The sequence below is a fragment of the Rhizobium sp. Leaf384 genome, from assembly GCF_001424065.1.
In the GTDB taxonomy this organism is placed as follows: domain Bacteria; phylum Pseudomonadota; class Alphaproteobacteria; order Rhizobiales; family Rhizobiaceae; genus Ferranicluibacter.
This window is the reverse complement of sequence record NZ_LMQE01000005.1, coordinates 732367-745482: the sequence shown is the minus strand read 5'-3', so window position 1 is coordinate 745482 and position 13116 is coordinate 732367. Positions and strand designations below refer to the sequence as shown.

The 13116-nt window shown below is 65.6% G+C and carries 12 protein-coding genes; 7 read left to right on the top strand and 5 right to left on the bottom strand.

The window, feature by feature from the left end; genetic code table 11:
- Window positions 1–78 precede the first annotated feature (78 nt).
- Complete coding sequence (locus ASG25_RS11875; RefSeq protein ID WP_062473751.1) at window positions 79–2391, bottom strand: NADP-dependent malic enzyme; 2313 nt, start codon at window positions 2389–2391, stop codon at window positions 79–81.
- Between the two features lie 182 nt (window positions 2392–2573).
- Between ASG25_RS11875 and ASG25_RS11870 the strand changes: the two genes are divergently transcribed.
- Both ASG25_RS11870 and ASG25_RS11865 read left to right on the top strand, forming a co-directional pair.
- Window positions 2574–3401 (top strand): UDP-2,3-diacylglucosamine diphosphatase, encoded by an 828-nt coding sequence (locus ASG25_RS11870; RefSeq protein WP_244479388.1) that lies wholly within the window; start codon window positions 2574–2576, stop codon window positions 3399–3401.
- 278 nt (window positions 3402–3679) lie between these two features.
- On the top strand, window positions 3680–4903 hold the full coding sequence (locus ASG25_RS11865; protein WP_062473742.1) for an MFS transporter: 1224 nt from the start codon (window positions 3680–3682) through the stop codon (window positions 4901–4903).
- On the opposite strand, the gene dgcA is transcribed toward ASG25_RS11865, so the two are convergent.
- Complete coding sequence (gene dgcA / locus ASG25_RS11860) at window positions 4855–5835, bottom strand: N-acetyl-D-Glu racemase DgcA (RefSeq protein WP_062473741.1); 981 nt, start codon at window positions 5833–5835, stop codon at window positions 4855–4857. The genes ASG25_RS11865 and dgcA overlap by 49 nt on opposite strands.
- A 288-nt stretch (window positions 5836–6123) precedes the next feature.
- Here dgcA and ASG25_RS11855 point away from each other — a divergent pair, with 288 nt between their 5' ends.
- From ASG25_RS11855 to ASG25_RS11840, 4 genes are all read left to right on the top strand, one after another.
- Window positions 6124–7182 carry an ABC transporter permease gene (locus ASG25_RS11855; RefSeq protein WP_244479405.1) on the top strand — a complete coding sequence of 353 codons (1059 nt, stop codon included), beginning with the start codon at window positions 6124–6126 and terminating at the stop codon, window positions 7180–7182.
- Window positions 7183–7196: 14 nt separating this feature from the next.
- The gene (locus ASG25_RS11850; RefSeq protein WP_244479387.1) at window positions 7197–8171 is read left to right on the top strand and encodes an ABC transporter ATP-binding protein; all 975 of its coding nucleotides are present in this window, start codon (window positions 7197–7199) and stop codon (window positions 8169–8171) included.
- Between the two features lie 62 nt (window positions 8172–8233).
- A complete protein-coding gene (locus ASG25_RS11845; RefSeq protein ID WP_062473739.1) occupies window positions 8234–9604 on the top strand; it encodes an MlaD family protein in 1371 nt (456 codons plus the stop codon).
- Window positions 9605–9876: 272 nt separating this feature from the next.
- Window positions 9877–10488, top strand: coding sequence for an ABC-type transport auxiliary lipoprotein family protein (locus tag ASG25_RS11840; RefSeq protein WP_062473737.1), 612 nt, complete (start codon window positions 9877–9879; stop codon window positions 10486–10488).
- Window positions 10489–10581: 93 nt separating this feature from the next.
- On the opposite strand, the gene ASG25_RS23010 is transcribed toward ASG25_RS11840, so the two are convergent.
- Both ASG25_RS23010 and hemF read right to left on the bottom strand, forming a co-directional pair.
- Window positions 10582–10860 carry a BON domain-containing protein gene (locus ASG25_RS23010; protein ID WP_062473735.1) on the bottom strand — a complete coding sequence of 93 codons (279 nt, stop codon included), beginning with the start codon at window positions 10858–10860 and terminating at the stop codon, window positions 10582–10584.
- 103 nt (window positions 10861–10963) lie between these two features.
- Complete coding sequence (gene hemF, locus ASG25_RS11830; RefSeq protein ID WP_062473734.1) at window positions 10964–11875, bottom strand: oxygen-dependent coproporphyrinogen oxidase; 912 nt, start codon at window positions 11873–11875, stop codon at window positions 10964–10966.
- Between the two features lie 184 nt (window positions 11876–12059).
- On the opposite strand from hemF, the gene ASG25_RS11825 reads away from it, so the two are divergent.
- On the top strand, window positions 12060–12320 hold the full coding sequence (locus tag ASG25_RS11825; protein ID WP_062473732.1) for a hypothetical protein: 261 nt from the start codon (window positions 12060–12062) through the stop codon (window positions 12318–12320).
- On the opposite strand, the gene ASG25_RS11820 is transcribed toward ASG25_RS11825, so the two are convergent.
- Window positions 12317–12790, bottom strand: coding sequence for a tRNA (cytidine(34)-2'-O)-methyltransferase (locus ASG25_RS11820; RefSeq protein WP_062474535.1), 474 nt, complete (start codon window positions 12788–12790; stop codon window positions 12317–12319). The two genes, ASG25_RS11825 and ASG25_RS11820, sit on opposite strands and share 4 nt — an antisense overlap.
- Window positions 12791–13116 lie beyond the last annotated feature (326 nt).

Below are 13116 nucleotides of genomic sequence, written 5' to 3'. Positions count from 1 at the left end.
CCATCTTAGCCGCTTTGCGTAAGGCCGCAACGCGTCCACCGATCACTTTCGCGGGGCGGGCGGTCGCGGCCGCCGGGTTTATACCGGGTGTGACGCTTCTACCACGGCGAGGGCCGCCATGTTGACGACGCCGCGCGAGGTCACCGAGGGCGACAGGATGTGGGCGGGCAGGGCCGCGCCGAGCAGGATCGGTCCGACATGCAGCCCGTCGATCATGCTTCGGACCACGCCGAAGGTGATGTTGGCGGCATCGAGATTGGGGAAGACGAGGAGGTTGGCGTCCTCGTGCAGGGTCGTGCTCGGCATGACCCGCTTGCGCAGGACCTGCGAAATCGCGGACTCGCCGTGCATCTCGCCGTCGGCTTCGAGGTCGGGCGCAAGCTGCCGCACGAATTCCATCGCCCGGCGCATCTTGCTCGCGCTCTCGGACTCGCGCGAGCCGAAATTGGAGTGGGAAACGAGCGCGGCGCGCGGGGTGATGCCGAAGCGCTTGATCTCCTCGGCCGCCATGATCGTCTTCTGCGCGACCTCTTCGGAGGTCGGATTGAAGGTGACGAAGGTGTCGGTGAAGAAGGTCGCGCCATGCTGGGAGATCAGCAGGCTCATGGCGGAAAAGTCGAGCGCACCGGGCCGCTTGCCGATGATCTGCGAGATGTCGCGCAGGTGGCGGCTGTAGCGCCCTTCGAGGCCGCAGATCAGCGCATCGGCTTCGCCGCGCTTGAGGGCGAGCGCGCCGATGACGGTGTAGTTGGTGCGCACCGTGGTGCGGGCGGCTTCCGGGATGACGCCGAGCCGGCCGACCAGCGAGAGGTACTGGTCGACGTAATCCTTGAAGCGGCGGTCGCTTTCCGGGTTGATGACCTCGAAATCGGCGTCCGGGCGGATGCGCAGGCCGAAACGCTTCAGGCGCTGATCGATGATCTGCGGGCGGCCGATGAGGATCGGCAGGGCCGTGCCTTCCTCGAGCAGGACCTGGGCGGCGCGCAGCACGCGCTCGTCTTCGCCTTCGGAGAAGATGACCCGCTTCTTCTCGGCGGCTTTCGCCAGCGTGAAGATCGGCTTCATGATGAAGCCGGAGCGGAACACGAACCGGTTCAGCTGGTCGAGATAGGCGTCGAAATCGGCGATCGGCCGGGTGGCGACGCCGGTGTCTGCGGCCGCCTTGGCGACCGCCGGGGCAATGCGCAGGATCAGCCGCTGGTCGAACGGCGAGGGGATGAGATAATCGGGCCCAAAGATCGGCGTTTCCTCGGAATAGGCGCGCGCGGCCACATCCGACGGCTCTTCGCGGGCAAGCCCCGCAATGGCGCGCACGGCGGCCATCTTCATTTCCTCGTTGATCGTCCGGGCGCCGCAATCGAGCGCGCCGCGGAAGATGTAGGGGAAGCAGAGGACGTTGTTCACCTGATTGGGGAAATCCGAGCGGCCGGTGCAGATCATCGCGTCCGGCCGGGCGGCGCGGGCGAGATCGGGCATGATTTCCGGATTGGGGTTGGCGAGCGCCATGATCAGCGGACGCTCGGCCATCTGCACGAGCAGCTCTGGCTTCAGGACGCCGGCGGCCGACAGGCCGAGGAAGACGTCGGCATCGGCGATGCTGTCGGCGAGGACCCGGTGGTCGCTCTTCTGGGCATAGATCGACTTCCACTCGTCCATCAGGACTTCGCGGCCCTCATAGACAAGACCTTCGAGATCGTGGACCCAGATGTTCTCGCGCTTCGCGCCGAGTTCGACGAGAAGATTGAGGCAGGCGAGCGCCGCGGCACCCGCGCCCGAGGTAACGATCTTCGCCTTGGCGATCTCCTTGCCGGCCAGTTCCAGGCCGTTCAGGATCGCGGCGGCGACGATGATGGCGGTGCCGTGCTGGTCGTCGTGGAAGACGGGAATGTCCATCTTCTGGCGCAGCTGGCGCTCGACCTCGAAGCATTCCGGGGCCTTGATGTCCTCGAGATTGATGCCGCCGAAGGTGGGTTCGAGCGCCGAGACGACATCGACCATGCGCGCGATTTCCGGCGCGTCGATCTCGATGTCGAAGACGTCGATGCCGGCGAACTTCTTGAAGAGGACGGCCTTGCCTTCCATCACGGGCTTGGAGGCGAGCGGCCCGATATTGCCGAGACCGAGAACGGCGGAGCCGTTGGAGACGACCGCGACGAGGTTGGCGCGCGCCGTGTACGCGGCTGCCATCGAGGGATCGTCGCGAATGGCGAGGCAGGGCGCGGCCACGCCCGGGGAATAGGCAAGCGCAAGGTCGCGCTGGTTGCCGAGCGGCTTCGTCGCCTGGATCTCCAGCTTGCCGGGGCGGGGGTACCGGTGGAAGAACAACGCCTGTTCGTCAAGGTCGCCGCCGGCCGGTGTCTTCGGTGTCGTCGTGTCGTCGCCGCTGCTCATTGCGTCAGTACCTCTTTCTCAACGCGGTCCTTCTGGCACGATTTCGCCGGTGCGTACAGTTCGCAGGTCCGGTTTTGGACCGGTTCTCGCTTTCACGCGCGCCACTGTCATGCTGCTGAAACAGGAGTCTGTTTTCACGGATGGCAGCATCCGAAACCGAAAGAGCTGCGAAGGAGAAGAGAGTGAGCGAACCTGCCGTCCGGCACTACCGGACCCTGTTCATTTCCGACGTGCACCTCGGCTCCAAGGCCGCAAAGACCGACTACCTGCTCGACTTCCTGCGCCTGCACGATGCCGATACCATCATTCTCGTCGGCGACATCGTCGACGGCTGGCGGCTGAAGCGCTCCTGGTACTGGCCGCAAGCCTGCAACGACGTGGTGCAGAAGCTGCTGCGCAAAGCCCGCAAGGGCACGCGGATCATCTACATTCCCGGCAATCACGACGAATTCCTGCGCGCCTTTCCGGGGACGCATTTCGGCGGCATCGAAGTGGCCGCGCGCCACATCCACGACAGCGCCGACGGGCTGCGCTACCTCGTGCTGCATGGCGACGAGTTCGATGTCGTCGTGCGCAACGCGCGTCTGCTGGCCTATCTCGGCGACTGGGCCTACGACATGGCCATCGTCGTCAATATCGGCCTTGCCGCCGTTCGCCGCCGGCTCGGCATGCCCTACTGGTCGTTTTCCGCCTGGGCCAAGCAGCAGGTCAAGCACGCGGTCAATTTCATCGGCGCGTTCCAGACGGTGGTTGCAGCCGAAGCACGGAAAGCCGAAGCCGACGGCGTCGTCTGCGGCCATATCCACCATGCGGTGATCGAGGATATCGACGGGATCCGCTACATGAATTCGGGAGACTGGGTGGAGAGCTGCACGGCGATCGCGGAGCACCCGGACGGCCGCATGGAGCTGATCACCTGGAACATCCTGGCGGGCGTGCCGCAGCCCGTCGAGGATACGAGCGAGGCACAGGCGCTGATCGGCTCGCTTCTGGCGCGCCAGGCGGCCTGAACGGTTCCAAGCGGCTTCAAACGGCATGAAGCGGCATGCGGTGGAGTGACGCCGCGTAAACCGGTTTGCGATCGCGGACGAGGGGTGCCGTGGCAGCGGCATCGACGAGTCGGAGAAACCGGATGCGGGTCTCCAGCCCGCCGGACCGGTGGGGTAGAAATTCCCCGCGCTTGCGTCAAAAAAGACGCATCCCGCAGCGGCGGAACGCTTTATACCGGCATCACACCGTCACCTCACAGCGATTCCGGTCTCAGGACGGCGGCAGCAGGTCAATACGCATGGAACCTCCTACACCGCCGCGGCTTCCCGAGCCGGCCCCGCCGTCCCGTTTCGTGGCGCGGATCGCGCTGCTGTTCAGCGCGCCGTTGTTCATCAACGGGTTCGCACTGCCGTTCTTTCCGGTCTGGCTGGCGTCGCTCGCGTTCGACGCGGCGCAGATCTCCATCATTCTCGCGGTTCCCATGTTCGTCCGCGTGTTCTCGGCCCCGGTTGCCGGCATGATTGCGGACGGGCTCGGCGAGCGGACGCGCCTGCTGCTCTGGTCGGCCGGCCTGTCGCTGCTGACAGCGCTCGGCCTGTTCGTTTCCCATGGCTTCTGGGCGGTTCTCGTCATCTACACGCTGCAGGGCGTCGTCTATTCGCCCTATGTGCCGATCGTCGAGGCGGTCGCACTGACCGGCGTGCGGCGCTGGGGCTTCGACTATGCACGGATGCGGCTCTGGGGCTCGATCGCCTTCATCTGTTCGACCATGATCGGCGGCGCTCTCATGAGCCGCTACGGCGCGACGATGGTGCTGCCGGCCATGACGGTGGGCTTCGTCGCCATGGTGGCGGTGACCTTCCTCGCGCCGCGCATCGGCGCGCCGCGCCGTCCCTCGACGCTGACGACGCTGGCCGATCCGCCGCCAAAGGCGTTGCGGGCGCCCGACATCCAGATGCTGCTGATGGGTGTCGGACTGGTCAATGGCAGCCACGGCATGCTGTTTGCCTTTTCGGCCCTCTACTGGGCGAGCATCGGCTTTTCCGGCACGCAGATCGGGCTGCTCTGGAGCGCGGGCGTGGCGGCTGAAATCGTCATGTTCATCGCCGCAAAGATGATTCTCCTCCGCGTCAGTCTCTGGGCGATGATCTTCTCGGGCGCGGGGCTGGCTATCCTGCGCTGGCTGGTGTTCCCGCTCGATCTCGGCTTCTGGGGCTATTTCGCGCTGCAGTGCTCGCACGCCTTCACCTATGCGATCATGCATACGGGGCTGCAGTCCATGCTGGTGCGGCGCGTGGCAGAGCGGCAGGAGACGGCCGCGCAGGGGCTCTATTTCTTCTACACCGGCATGTTCACCGCCCTCTGCACCTTCGTGTCGGGCGCGTTCTACGGCTGGTTCGGCGTCCACGGCTTTCTCGCCATGGCCGTGGCGGCCTTCATCGGCTTTGCTTTGCTGATTGCCGCCTGGACGCTTCAGCCCCAGAGTTCGGGCTCGAGCGGCATCAGCCGCGAGCCCTCGTAGCGCAGGCCGGGTTCGCGGTCGCGCGCGAGCAACAGGGGCCCATCGAGATCGACGAAGGCCGCACCCTGCGCGAGGAGGGCGGCGGGCGCCATGGCAAGCGAGGTTCCGACCATGCAGCCGACCATGACGTCGAGCCCGAGGGCCCTGGCCCGGTCGCGCATCTCGAAGGCGTGGGTCAGGCCTCCCGTCTTGTCGAGCTTGATGTTGACAGCATCGTAACGGTCGGCGAGCTGGTCCAGATCGGCGATGGTGTGGACGCTCTCATCGGCGCAGACGGGGACGGGGCGGGGCACGCGGGCGAGGCACTCGTCGCGACCTGCCGGGAGCGGCTGCTCGATGAGCGCGACGCCGCACGCCTCGCAGACGGCGAAGTGGGCGGCGAGGTTCGCCTCCGTCCAGGCCTCGTTGGCGTCGAGGATGAGAATCGATTCGGGGGCGGCCGTCCGCACCGCGCGGATGCGGGCCGTGTCGTCCGCAGTGCCGACCTTGACCTTCAGCACCGGACGGAACGCGGCCTCGGCGGCGCGGGCCGCCATGGTCTCGGGGTCGGCGAGCGAGATCGTGAAGGCGGTGACGAGCGGCTGGGGCAGGGACAGGCCGGCGAGCTGCCAGACGGGCAGGGCGCTTTTCTTGCCGTCCAGATCCCACATCGCGCAATCGACCGCATTGCGCGCCGCACCCGCCGGCATGATGCGGGCGAGCTCGGCCCGGCCGATGCCGCGCTCGATCGCGTGGCGGCAGGCCTCGATGGCTGCGACCACGCCCTCGATCGTCTCGCCATAGCGGCCATAGGGCACGCATTCGCCGATGCCGCTCGCCGCTCCGTCGCGAAGCCGGCAGGTGACCACGGACGCTGCCGTCTTGGAGCCGCGCGAGATGGTGAACGCGCCGGCAATGGGAAAATGCTCGACAGTGATCTCAAGCGTCGTCATCTGCGTATGCCCTTTCCGAAACGATCCTAGCGGAGAACGTGGCATCGACATCACGGTCGTCAACTGGCTGTCGTCACGTTTGTCATCGGTTTCTTTTCCGTCGGTGACATCGTCAGCAGCAGTCGCTATGAGTGTTTGCTGATCGACACCCATGCAACCTTTGCACAGAGAATTCAGAACCGCGTGACCAAAACCCTCGTCAAGACTGAAGCGACCGTCGAGCGCGACGATTCCGGCGAGAGAGGGGGCACGGTCTATCGTTTCGCCGGCAACTGGCGTGCGTCCGGCCTGCCCCCCGTGGTCAAGCGCCTGGACGAGATGGCGCGGCCCGCCGGCGGCCTGGAAGGCGCGCAGGTGCGCTTCGACCTTTCCGACATTTCCGCGATGGACACGGCCGGCGCCTGGATCATCCGCCGGTTCATGACGAAGCTCGGCGGCGACGACGCCGTGACGCTTGACGGCGGAAATGCCGGCTACCTGGAACTCGTCAAGGCGCTGCCGGCCGAACTGCGCGAACCGCAGGCGGACGATAGCCCGCCGCGCACGCTTGCCGACCGCGCGTTCCAGCCGATCGGCAAGGCCGTCCTGTCGATGTGGGACGATATGGTCGCCGCCATGTACATTGTCGGCTCCGCCGTGCGCGGGGCGCAGCTGAAGGTCGGCCGCCACAGCGGGCTCTCTCCGGCGGCGATCATCAACCAGATCGACCGCATGGGCGTCCAGGCCGTGCCGATCATCACGCTCATGTCCTTCCTGATCGGCGCGATCATCGCGCAGCAGGGGGCGTTCCAGCTGCGCTATTTCGGCGCCGAGCTCTTCGTGGTCGATCTCGTCGGCATCCTGCAGCTGCGCGAAATCGGCGTGCTCCTGACGGCCATCATGATCGCCGGCCGCTCCGGCAGCGCGATCACGGCCGAGGTCGGCTCGATGAAGATGCGCGAGGAGATCGACGCGCTGAAGGTGATGGGGCTCAGTCCCATCGGCATCCTCGTCTTTCCCCGCCTCGTGGCGCTGACGATCGCCCTGCCGCTGCTGACGATCATCGCCAACTTCGCAGCGCTCGCCGGCGCGGCCATGGTCGTCAACATCTATTCCGGCATTACGCTGTCCACCTTCCTCGCGCGCCTGCAGGAGGCGGTCGACTACTCGTCCGTGCTCGCGGGCATGATCAAGGCGCCGTTCATGGCGCTGATCATCGGCATCGTCGCGTCCGTCGAGGGCATGAAGGTCGGCGGCAGCGCCGAATCGCTCGGCAAGCATGTGACCCAATCGGTGGTGAAGTCGATCTTCGTGGTCATCCTCATCGACGCCCTCTTCGCCATCTTCTATTCGGCGATCAATTTCTGATGGAGGCGACGTCGATGCAGACCGCCCAGGACACGCAGACCATGACGGCGGAGACGCCGAAGCCGCGCGACGACCGGGAGACGGGCGAAGACGCCGATCGCGGACGGCCGGGGAAGGACGCGTCCGGGCGCGAGGTCATCCTCTCCGTCAAGGACCTGACCGTTGCCTTCGGCTCCAATGTCGTCCTCGATGCGCTGAACCTCGATATCTATCGCGGCGAGATCCTCGGCTTCGTCGGCCCGTCGGGCACCGGCAAGTCCGTGCTGATGCGCACCGTGCTGCGGCTCCTGCCACGCCGCTCGGGCAAAATCGAGATCCTCGGAGCCGAATATGATGCCGTCAGCGAAGAGGAGCGCGTCGAGCTCGACACGCGCCTCGGCGTGCTGTTCCAGCATGGCGCCCTGTTTTCCTCGCTGACGGTGAAGGAGAACATCCAGGTTCCGATGCGGGAATATCTCGATCTGCCGCAGGAGATCATGGACGACCTCGCCCGGCTCAAGATCGAACTCGTCGGCCTTGCGCCGGAGGCGGCCGACAAGTTTCCCTCCGAGCTTTCCGGCGGCATGATCAAGCGCGCCGCCCTTGCGCGTGCGCTGGCGCTCGATCCGGATCTCGTCTTCCTCGACGAGCCGACGTCGGGCCTCGATCCGATCGGTGCGGCGGAGTTCGATGAATTGATCGCCCGGCTGCGCGACACTCTGGGCCTGACCGTGTATATGGTGACTCACGACCTCGACAGCCTGTTCTCCGTCTGCGACCGGATCGCCGTGCTCGGAAAGAAGAAGGTCATGGTCGAGGGGACGATCGAGGACATGCTCGCGTCCGACGACGACTGGGTCCAGTCCTATTTCCGCGGCAAGCGCGCACGGTCGATCGTGCGGGACGACGGCCAGGATCTGCACCACCACGACACCGCCGTGGCCGAACGCAATGCCGCAGACCGGCAGGAAAACCCGCAGAGCAGCCCGCAGGGCACGCGCGCGGGCTGACCGGCCCCCGAAATTTCAGACAGTTCAATAAGGCCCGAGCGGCCACAGGGTAGACGCCAAAGATGGAAACCAAAGCCAACTACACGATCGTCGGGTTCTTCACCATCGCCGTGATCGTCGCCGCCTTCGGGTTCGTCTACTGGATGTCCCAATTTGGCCGCGGCGGCGAAATGGTGGAGCTCGTCGTCAGCATTCCCGGCTCGGCCAACGGCCTGAGCGTCGGTTCGCCCGTGCGCTTCAACGGCATTCCGGTCGGCAGCGTGCGCAGCCTGGCGATCAACGCCAACGATCCGCGCTACTCGGTGGCGGTCACCGAGGTCTCGGCCGACGCGCCGGTCCTGACCTCGACCAAGGCGACCCTCGAAGTGCAGGGCCTGACGGGTGCCGCCTATATCGAACTCAGCGGCGGCAACAAGGGCGAGCCGAGCATCCTGCGCAAGGCGCTGGACGAAGGCACCTCGGCGCAGATCCAGGCCGACCAGTCGAGCGTGACCAGCCTGCTCGCGACGGCCGACAAGATCATGGACCGCGCCAACGACGCGATCGGCGATATCCAGGGCTTCGTCTCCGACGTCCGCGGACCGCTGACCGGCACCATCACCAATGCCGAGCGCTTCTCGAAGTCGCTGGCCGACAATTCCGAAGGCATCGACCAGTTCCTGGAAAGCGTCAGCGCGCTGTCGACCTCGATCAACAGCGCGGCCGAGAAGCTCGATTCGACGCTCACCTCGGCCGATGCCCTGGTGAAATCCGTCAATCCGCAGGATGTGAACCGCATCGTCTCCAACGTCGCCCGCATGAGCGACGAACTGACGGCGGCCTCGGCCGGCGTGTCGGACACGATTGCCACGATCCGCAAGACGGCCGAAACCTATGAGCGCTTCGGCGCCAATGCCACGACGACGCTCGCCAAGGTCGATTCGCTGCTCGGCGCGGTCGATTCGCAGAAGGTCGGCAATGTCATCAACGATGCCTCCGTGGCCAGCGCGGACGCCCGTCGCGCCATCTCGACCTTCGCGTCGCTCGCCGACAGCGTGCGGGAGCGGCAGCCCGAGATCGACCAGACCATCACCGACGTGACGCAGATGGCCAACAAGCTCAACGCCGCATCGAGCCGCGTCGACGGCATCCTCGTGAAGCTCGACGGCTTCCTGGGCGATGCCGACGCGCCGGGCATTTCGCAGGATGCGCGCCAGACGCTGGCCTCGTTCCGCAGCGTGGCTGACAACATCAACGCCCAGATCGGCCCGATCGCCAACAACCTCAAGCGCTTCACGAGCTCCGGCCTGCGCGACATCGAGGCACTGGTGGACGATACGCGCCGCACGGTGCAATCGCTCGACAACACGATCTCGACCTTCGACAAGAACCCGCAGCGGCTCCTCTTCGGTGGCGACACGGTCAAGCAGTATAATGGGCGCACGCGTCGTTGACGCCCTCCCGGCGGTCGTTCCCGTGATTCGGCTGCGCGGCAAAACACTCTCGCCGGACGTGGGAATCGCGGCTGAAACCGCGTTTATGTTTCCAATTGGCATGCGATGGGGCGGCTCGGGCGCGCTTGCGCCCGGCCGGCGCCCGAGAAGCGTGACATGGCTGCACAGGTCGTCGCTTTTCGGTGCTGCACGGGATGCGATCGGGGCGTTTCGCCCTTGTCTTGTTCAAGTCGCCGCTTAGATTGCTCCCCAACAATAAGGGTCATGGCTGTATGTTTCCGGACGTCAACGGTACTGGTAAATCGCGTTTCCTCCGGGCTCTGGCTCTTCTCATCGTCGCATTGCCGCTCGGCGCCTGCGCGGGCAAGGCCAACAACGACACCTACAGCCTGTCGTCCGTTCCCTCGGTGCAGGGACCGGCCGCCACGAGCAAGCAGATCCTCGTGCCCGAGCCGACGGCGCTGAAGGCGCTGGACAGCGACCAGATCGTCATCCGTCTTTCGGGCTCCGAGCTTCAGTATCTGGCGAAATCGCAGTGGGGCGATCGCCTGCCGCGCATGGTCCAGTCGAAGCTGGTGCAGGCCTTCGAGAATACCGGCAAGGTCGGCGGTGTCGGCAAGCCGGGCGAGGGGCTTGCAATCGACTACCAGATCGTGACCGAGATCCGCGCCTTTGAAGTGGACACGACCGGATCGCGCACCGCGGTGGTCGAGATCTTTGCAAAGATCGTCAACGACCGCAACGGGACCGTGCGCGCGCAGAAGGCGTTTCGTGCCACTGTTCCGGTCTCGGGCACCGAACCTTCCGCCTATATCAAGGGTCTCGACGGCGCGGCTGCCGAGGTCGTGGCCGATATCGTCCGCTGGACGCTCACGGCGATCTGACAACGCCATGCTTCGACCCCGAAGCGGACGAACAGACCGCTTCGCGCGGTCTGTTGATGTCGTCACGTCCCGTCGGATGCGGCGCGTGCGGCTTCAGCCGCGGGCCGCGGGGATCGTCATCTGGTTGATCACCTCGTCGACGCCCTCGATCGACGTCGCGGCCTCCACCACACGATCGGCCTCGTCCGGCGAGCCGATGAAACCGCCGAGCACGATGGTGTTGCCACGGGCGACGACGCTGACGTCGCTGACCTCCACATCCCGCATGGCGGCCAGCATGTCGGCCACCCGGGCTTCCAGGCCCGCCGGCTGGTTGGCCGCCGCATCGCCCGGGTCCGTGCCGAAGAACGTCCGTTCCTTGTAGACCATCATCCCGTCTCCTCTGCTCCTGCGCCGTGGCGCGAAAAGTTCGTCCCGAGGCAAACGTCTCTGGCGATGATTGGTTGCGCGCGTGCCGACCCGGCGCGCCAAGCCGTCAGGGATAGCGGACGACAGGCGGGAGCGAGGAGAGGATCGATTCGACATTGCCGCCGGTCTTCAATCCGAAGATGGTGCCGCGGTCGTAGAGCAGGTTGAACTCGACATAGCGTCCGCGCCGCACGAGCTGCTCGTCGCGGTCTTCCTCCGTCCAGGGTGTGTTGAAGTTGCTGCGGACGATCTTCGGATACAGCATGGCAAAGGCCCGTCCGACATCCTGCGTGAAGGCGAAATCCGCTTCCCAGCCGCCCTGTTCCGCCGGGGAATGCAGCCAGTCATAGAAGATGCCGCCGGTGCCCCGCGGCTCGTTGCGATGCTTGAGGAAGAAGTATTCGTCGCACCAGGCCTTGAAGCGGGCATGATCGGCGACGGGGTGGCGACCGCAGGCAATCTCGAGGCCTTTGTGGAACAGCACGGTGTCCGGGTCAGTCATCACGCGGCGCCGATCGAGCACCGGCGTCAGGTCGGCACCACCGCCGAACCACTGACTGGTGGTCACCACCATGCGCGTGTTCATGTGCACTGCGGGAACATTGGGATTGACCGGATGGGCGATCAGCGAGATGCCCGATGCCCAGAACCGGGGGTCCTCGGTGGCGCCCGGGATCTGCGCGCGGAACTCGGGCGAAAATTCGCCATGGACGGTCGAGGTGTGCACGCCGACCTTTTCGAAGACGCGTCCGGCCATCATCGACATGACGCCGCCGCCCCCTTCACCCCCATCCCGCTGCCAGGGTTTTTGCGTGAAGCGCCCGGGAGGCTCGTCGGCGAGCGGCCCTGTCAGGTCGTCCTCGATCGCCTCGAAGGCGGTGCAGATCGTGTCGCGCAGGCTCTCGAACCAGGCGCGCGCCTGCCGCTTCTTGTCTTCGATATCGTCGGGCAGGCCGGGTGTCAGGTCGGGTCTTTCCATCGCGGCGGTCCTCGATACGTTCTGATCCGGCAGTCCTAGCCCATTTCGCAGGCCAGCGGAATCGTCACGCCGGCCTATCCTGTTGTTTTCCCGGATTTCCGGGGCAATGATTCGACTCGCAAAACCGCGTCGCGACGCCTATCTTCAAGACGGTACCAGATCTCCCGAGACGAAAGGGCGTGGCATGGCAAGACCTCCGGCACCTCCATCCCTTGATGGGTTGAAGCGGCAGATCGCGCGGCATCGCGACCAACGCAGCGCGTCGGGCGGCAGCCTGTTCGTTCGCGAGACCTTTCTGCTCGATCGCGCGTCCGCACGCCGGAAGGCGCTGGAATGGTTCGAGCATTTTCCGAAGGCGGCCTACTGGACGGAAGTCGAAAGCTGGCGCCAGCTGGAGGGCGACCGGATCGAGTTCACGATGCGCCGCCTACCGACAGCCGATTAAACCGGCAACGGGGACGGCGCCGGGGATGTCTGTCGAAGCGCTTCGCCCGCGATCATCGCCACCGACATGGCAAGATTCAGCGAGCGCTGGCCTTCGACCATCGGAATGACGACGCGGGCGTCGGCGGTCGCGTGGACCGTGTCCGGAACGCCGGCGCTTTCGCGGCCGAAGAGCAGCGTATCCCCGGGTGCAAAGGAAAAGCCTGTATAGGGCAGCGCGGCCTTGGTGCTCGCCAGCACCAGCCGCCGTCCCTCGGCCTGCCGCGCTTCCTCGAAGGACAACCAGTTGACATGGCGCGTCAGCGTGACAGAGGCGATGTAGTCGAGGCCGGCGCGCTTCAGGTTGCGGTCGGAAAGGTCGAAGCCGGCGGGCTCGATGATGTCGACGCCGAGGCCGAGGCAGGCCGCGAGCCGCAGGATGGTGCCCGTGTTTCCGGCAATGTCGGGCTGATAGAGAGCGATGCGCAGCATGGATGTCGGGTAGGCGATCCGTGCCGAATTGGCAACAGGACATGCGCCGTCACCCGGCCGGGCGAAAAAAGCCGTCCGGCGATCTGGCATCGTCCTTAAAAAATCGTTAAAGGGTGGTCAGCGCCCACACGAACGTACGGAGGATTGCATGGATATCACAGTGACCGTCAACCTCCGGGTGATGTGGCTCCGACCTGTTCGGACGGCCTCTCGCCGCTGACCGGTTCGCGCCGCTTCTTTTCCGCTCGAGGAGAAACCAGCGCCGCTCGCCGAGGTTCGATCATGCTTCTCCAGCCCTGATCCCCGTGACCTTCGTCTGACGCCCA

Coding starts and splice junctions, on each gene's coding strand:
- ASG25_RS11820 (WP_062474535.1), bottom strand. CDS start 12,790: ATGCTGCGCATCGCTCTCTATCAGCCCGACATTGCCGGAAACACGGGC.
- dgcA (WP_062473741.1), bottom strand. CDS start 5,835: ATGACGACGCTTGAGATCACTGTCGAGCATTTTCCCATTGCCGGCGCG.
- ASG25_RS11825 (WP_062473732.1), top strand. CDS start 12,060: ATGGCAAGACCTCCGGCACCTCCATCCCTTGATGGGTTGAAGCGGCAG.
- ASG25_RS11845 (WP_062473739.1), top strand. CDS start 8,234: ATGGAAACCAAAGCCAACTACACGATCGTCGGGTTCTTCACCATCGCC.
- ASG25_RS23010 (WP_062473735.1), bottom strand. CDS start 10,860: ATGATGGTCTACAAGGAACGGACGTTCTTCGGCACGGACCCGGGCGAT.
- ASG25_RS11875 (WP_062473751.1), bottom strand. CDS start 2,391: ATGAGCAGCGGCGACGACACGACGACACCGAAGACACCGGCCGGCGGC.
- ASG25_RS11850 (WP_244479387.1), top strand. CDS start 7,197: ATGCAGACCGCCCAGGACACGCAGACCATGACGGCGGAGACGCCGAAG.
- ASG25_RS11840 (WP_062473737.1), top strand. CDS start 9,877: ATGTTTCCGGACGTCAACGGTACTGGTAAATCGCGTTTCCTCCGGGCT.
- hemF (WP_062473734.1), bottom strand. CDS start 11,875: ATGGAAAGACCCGACCTGACACCCGGCCTGCCCGACGATATCGAAGAC.
- ASG25_RS11865 (WP_062473742.1), top strand. CDS start 3,680: ATGGAACCTCCTACACCGCCGCGGCTTCCCGAGCCGGCCCCGCCGTCC.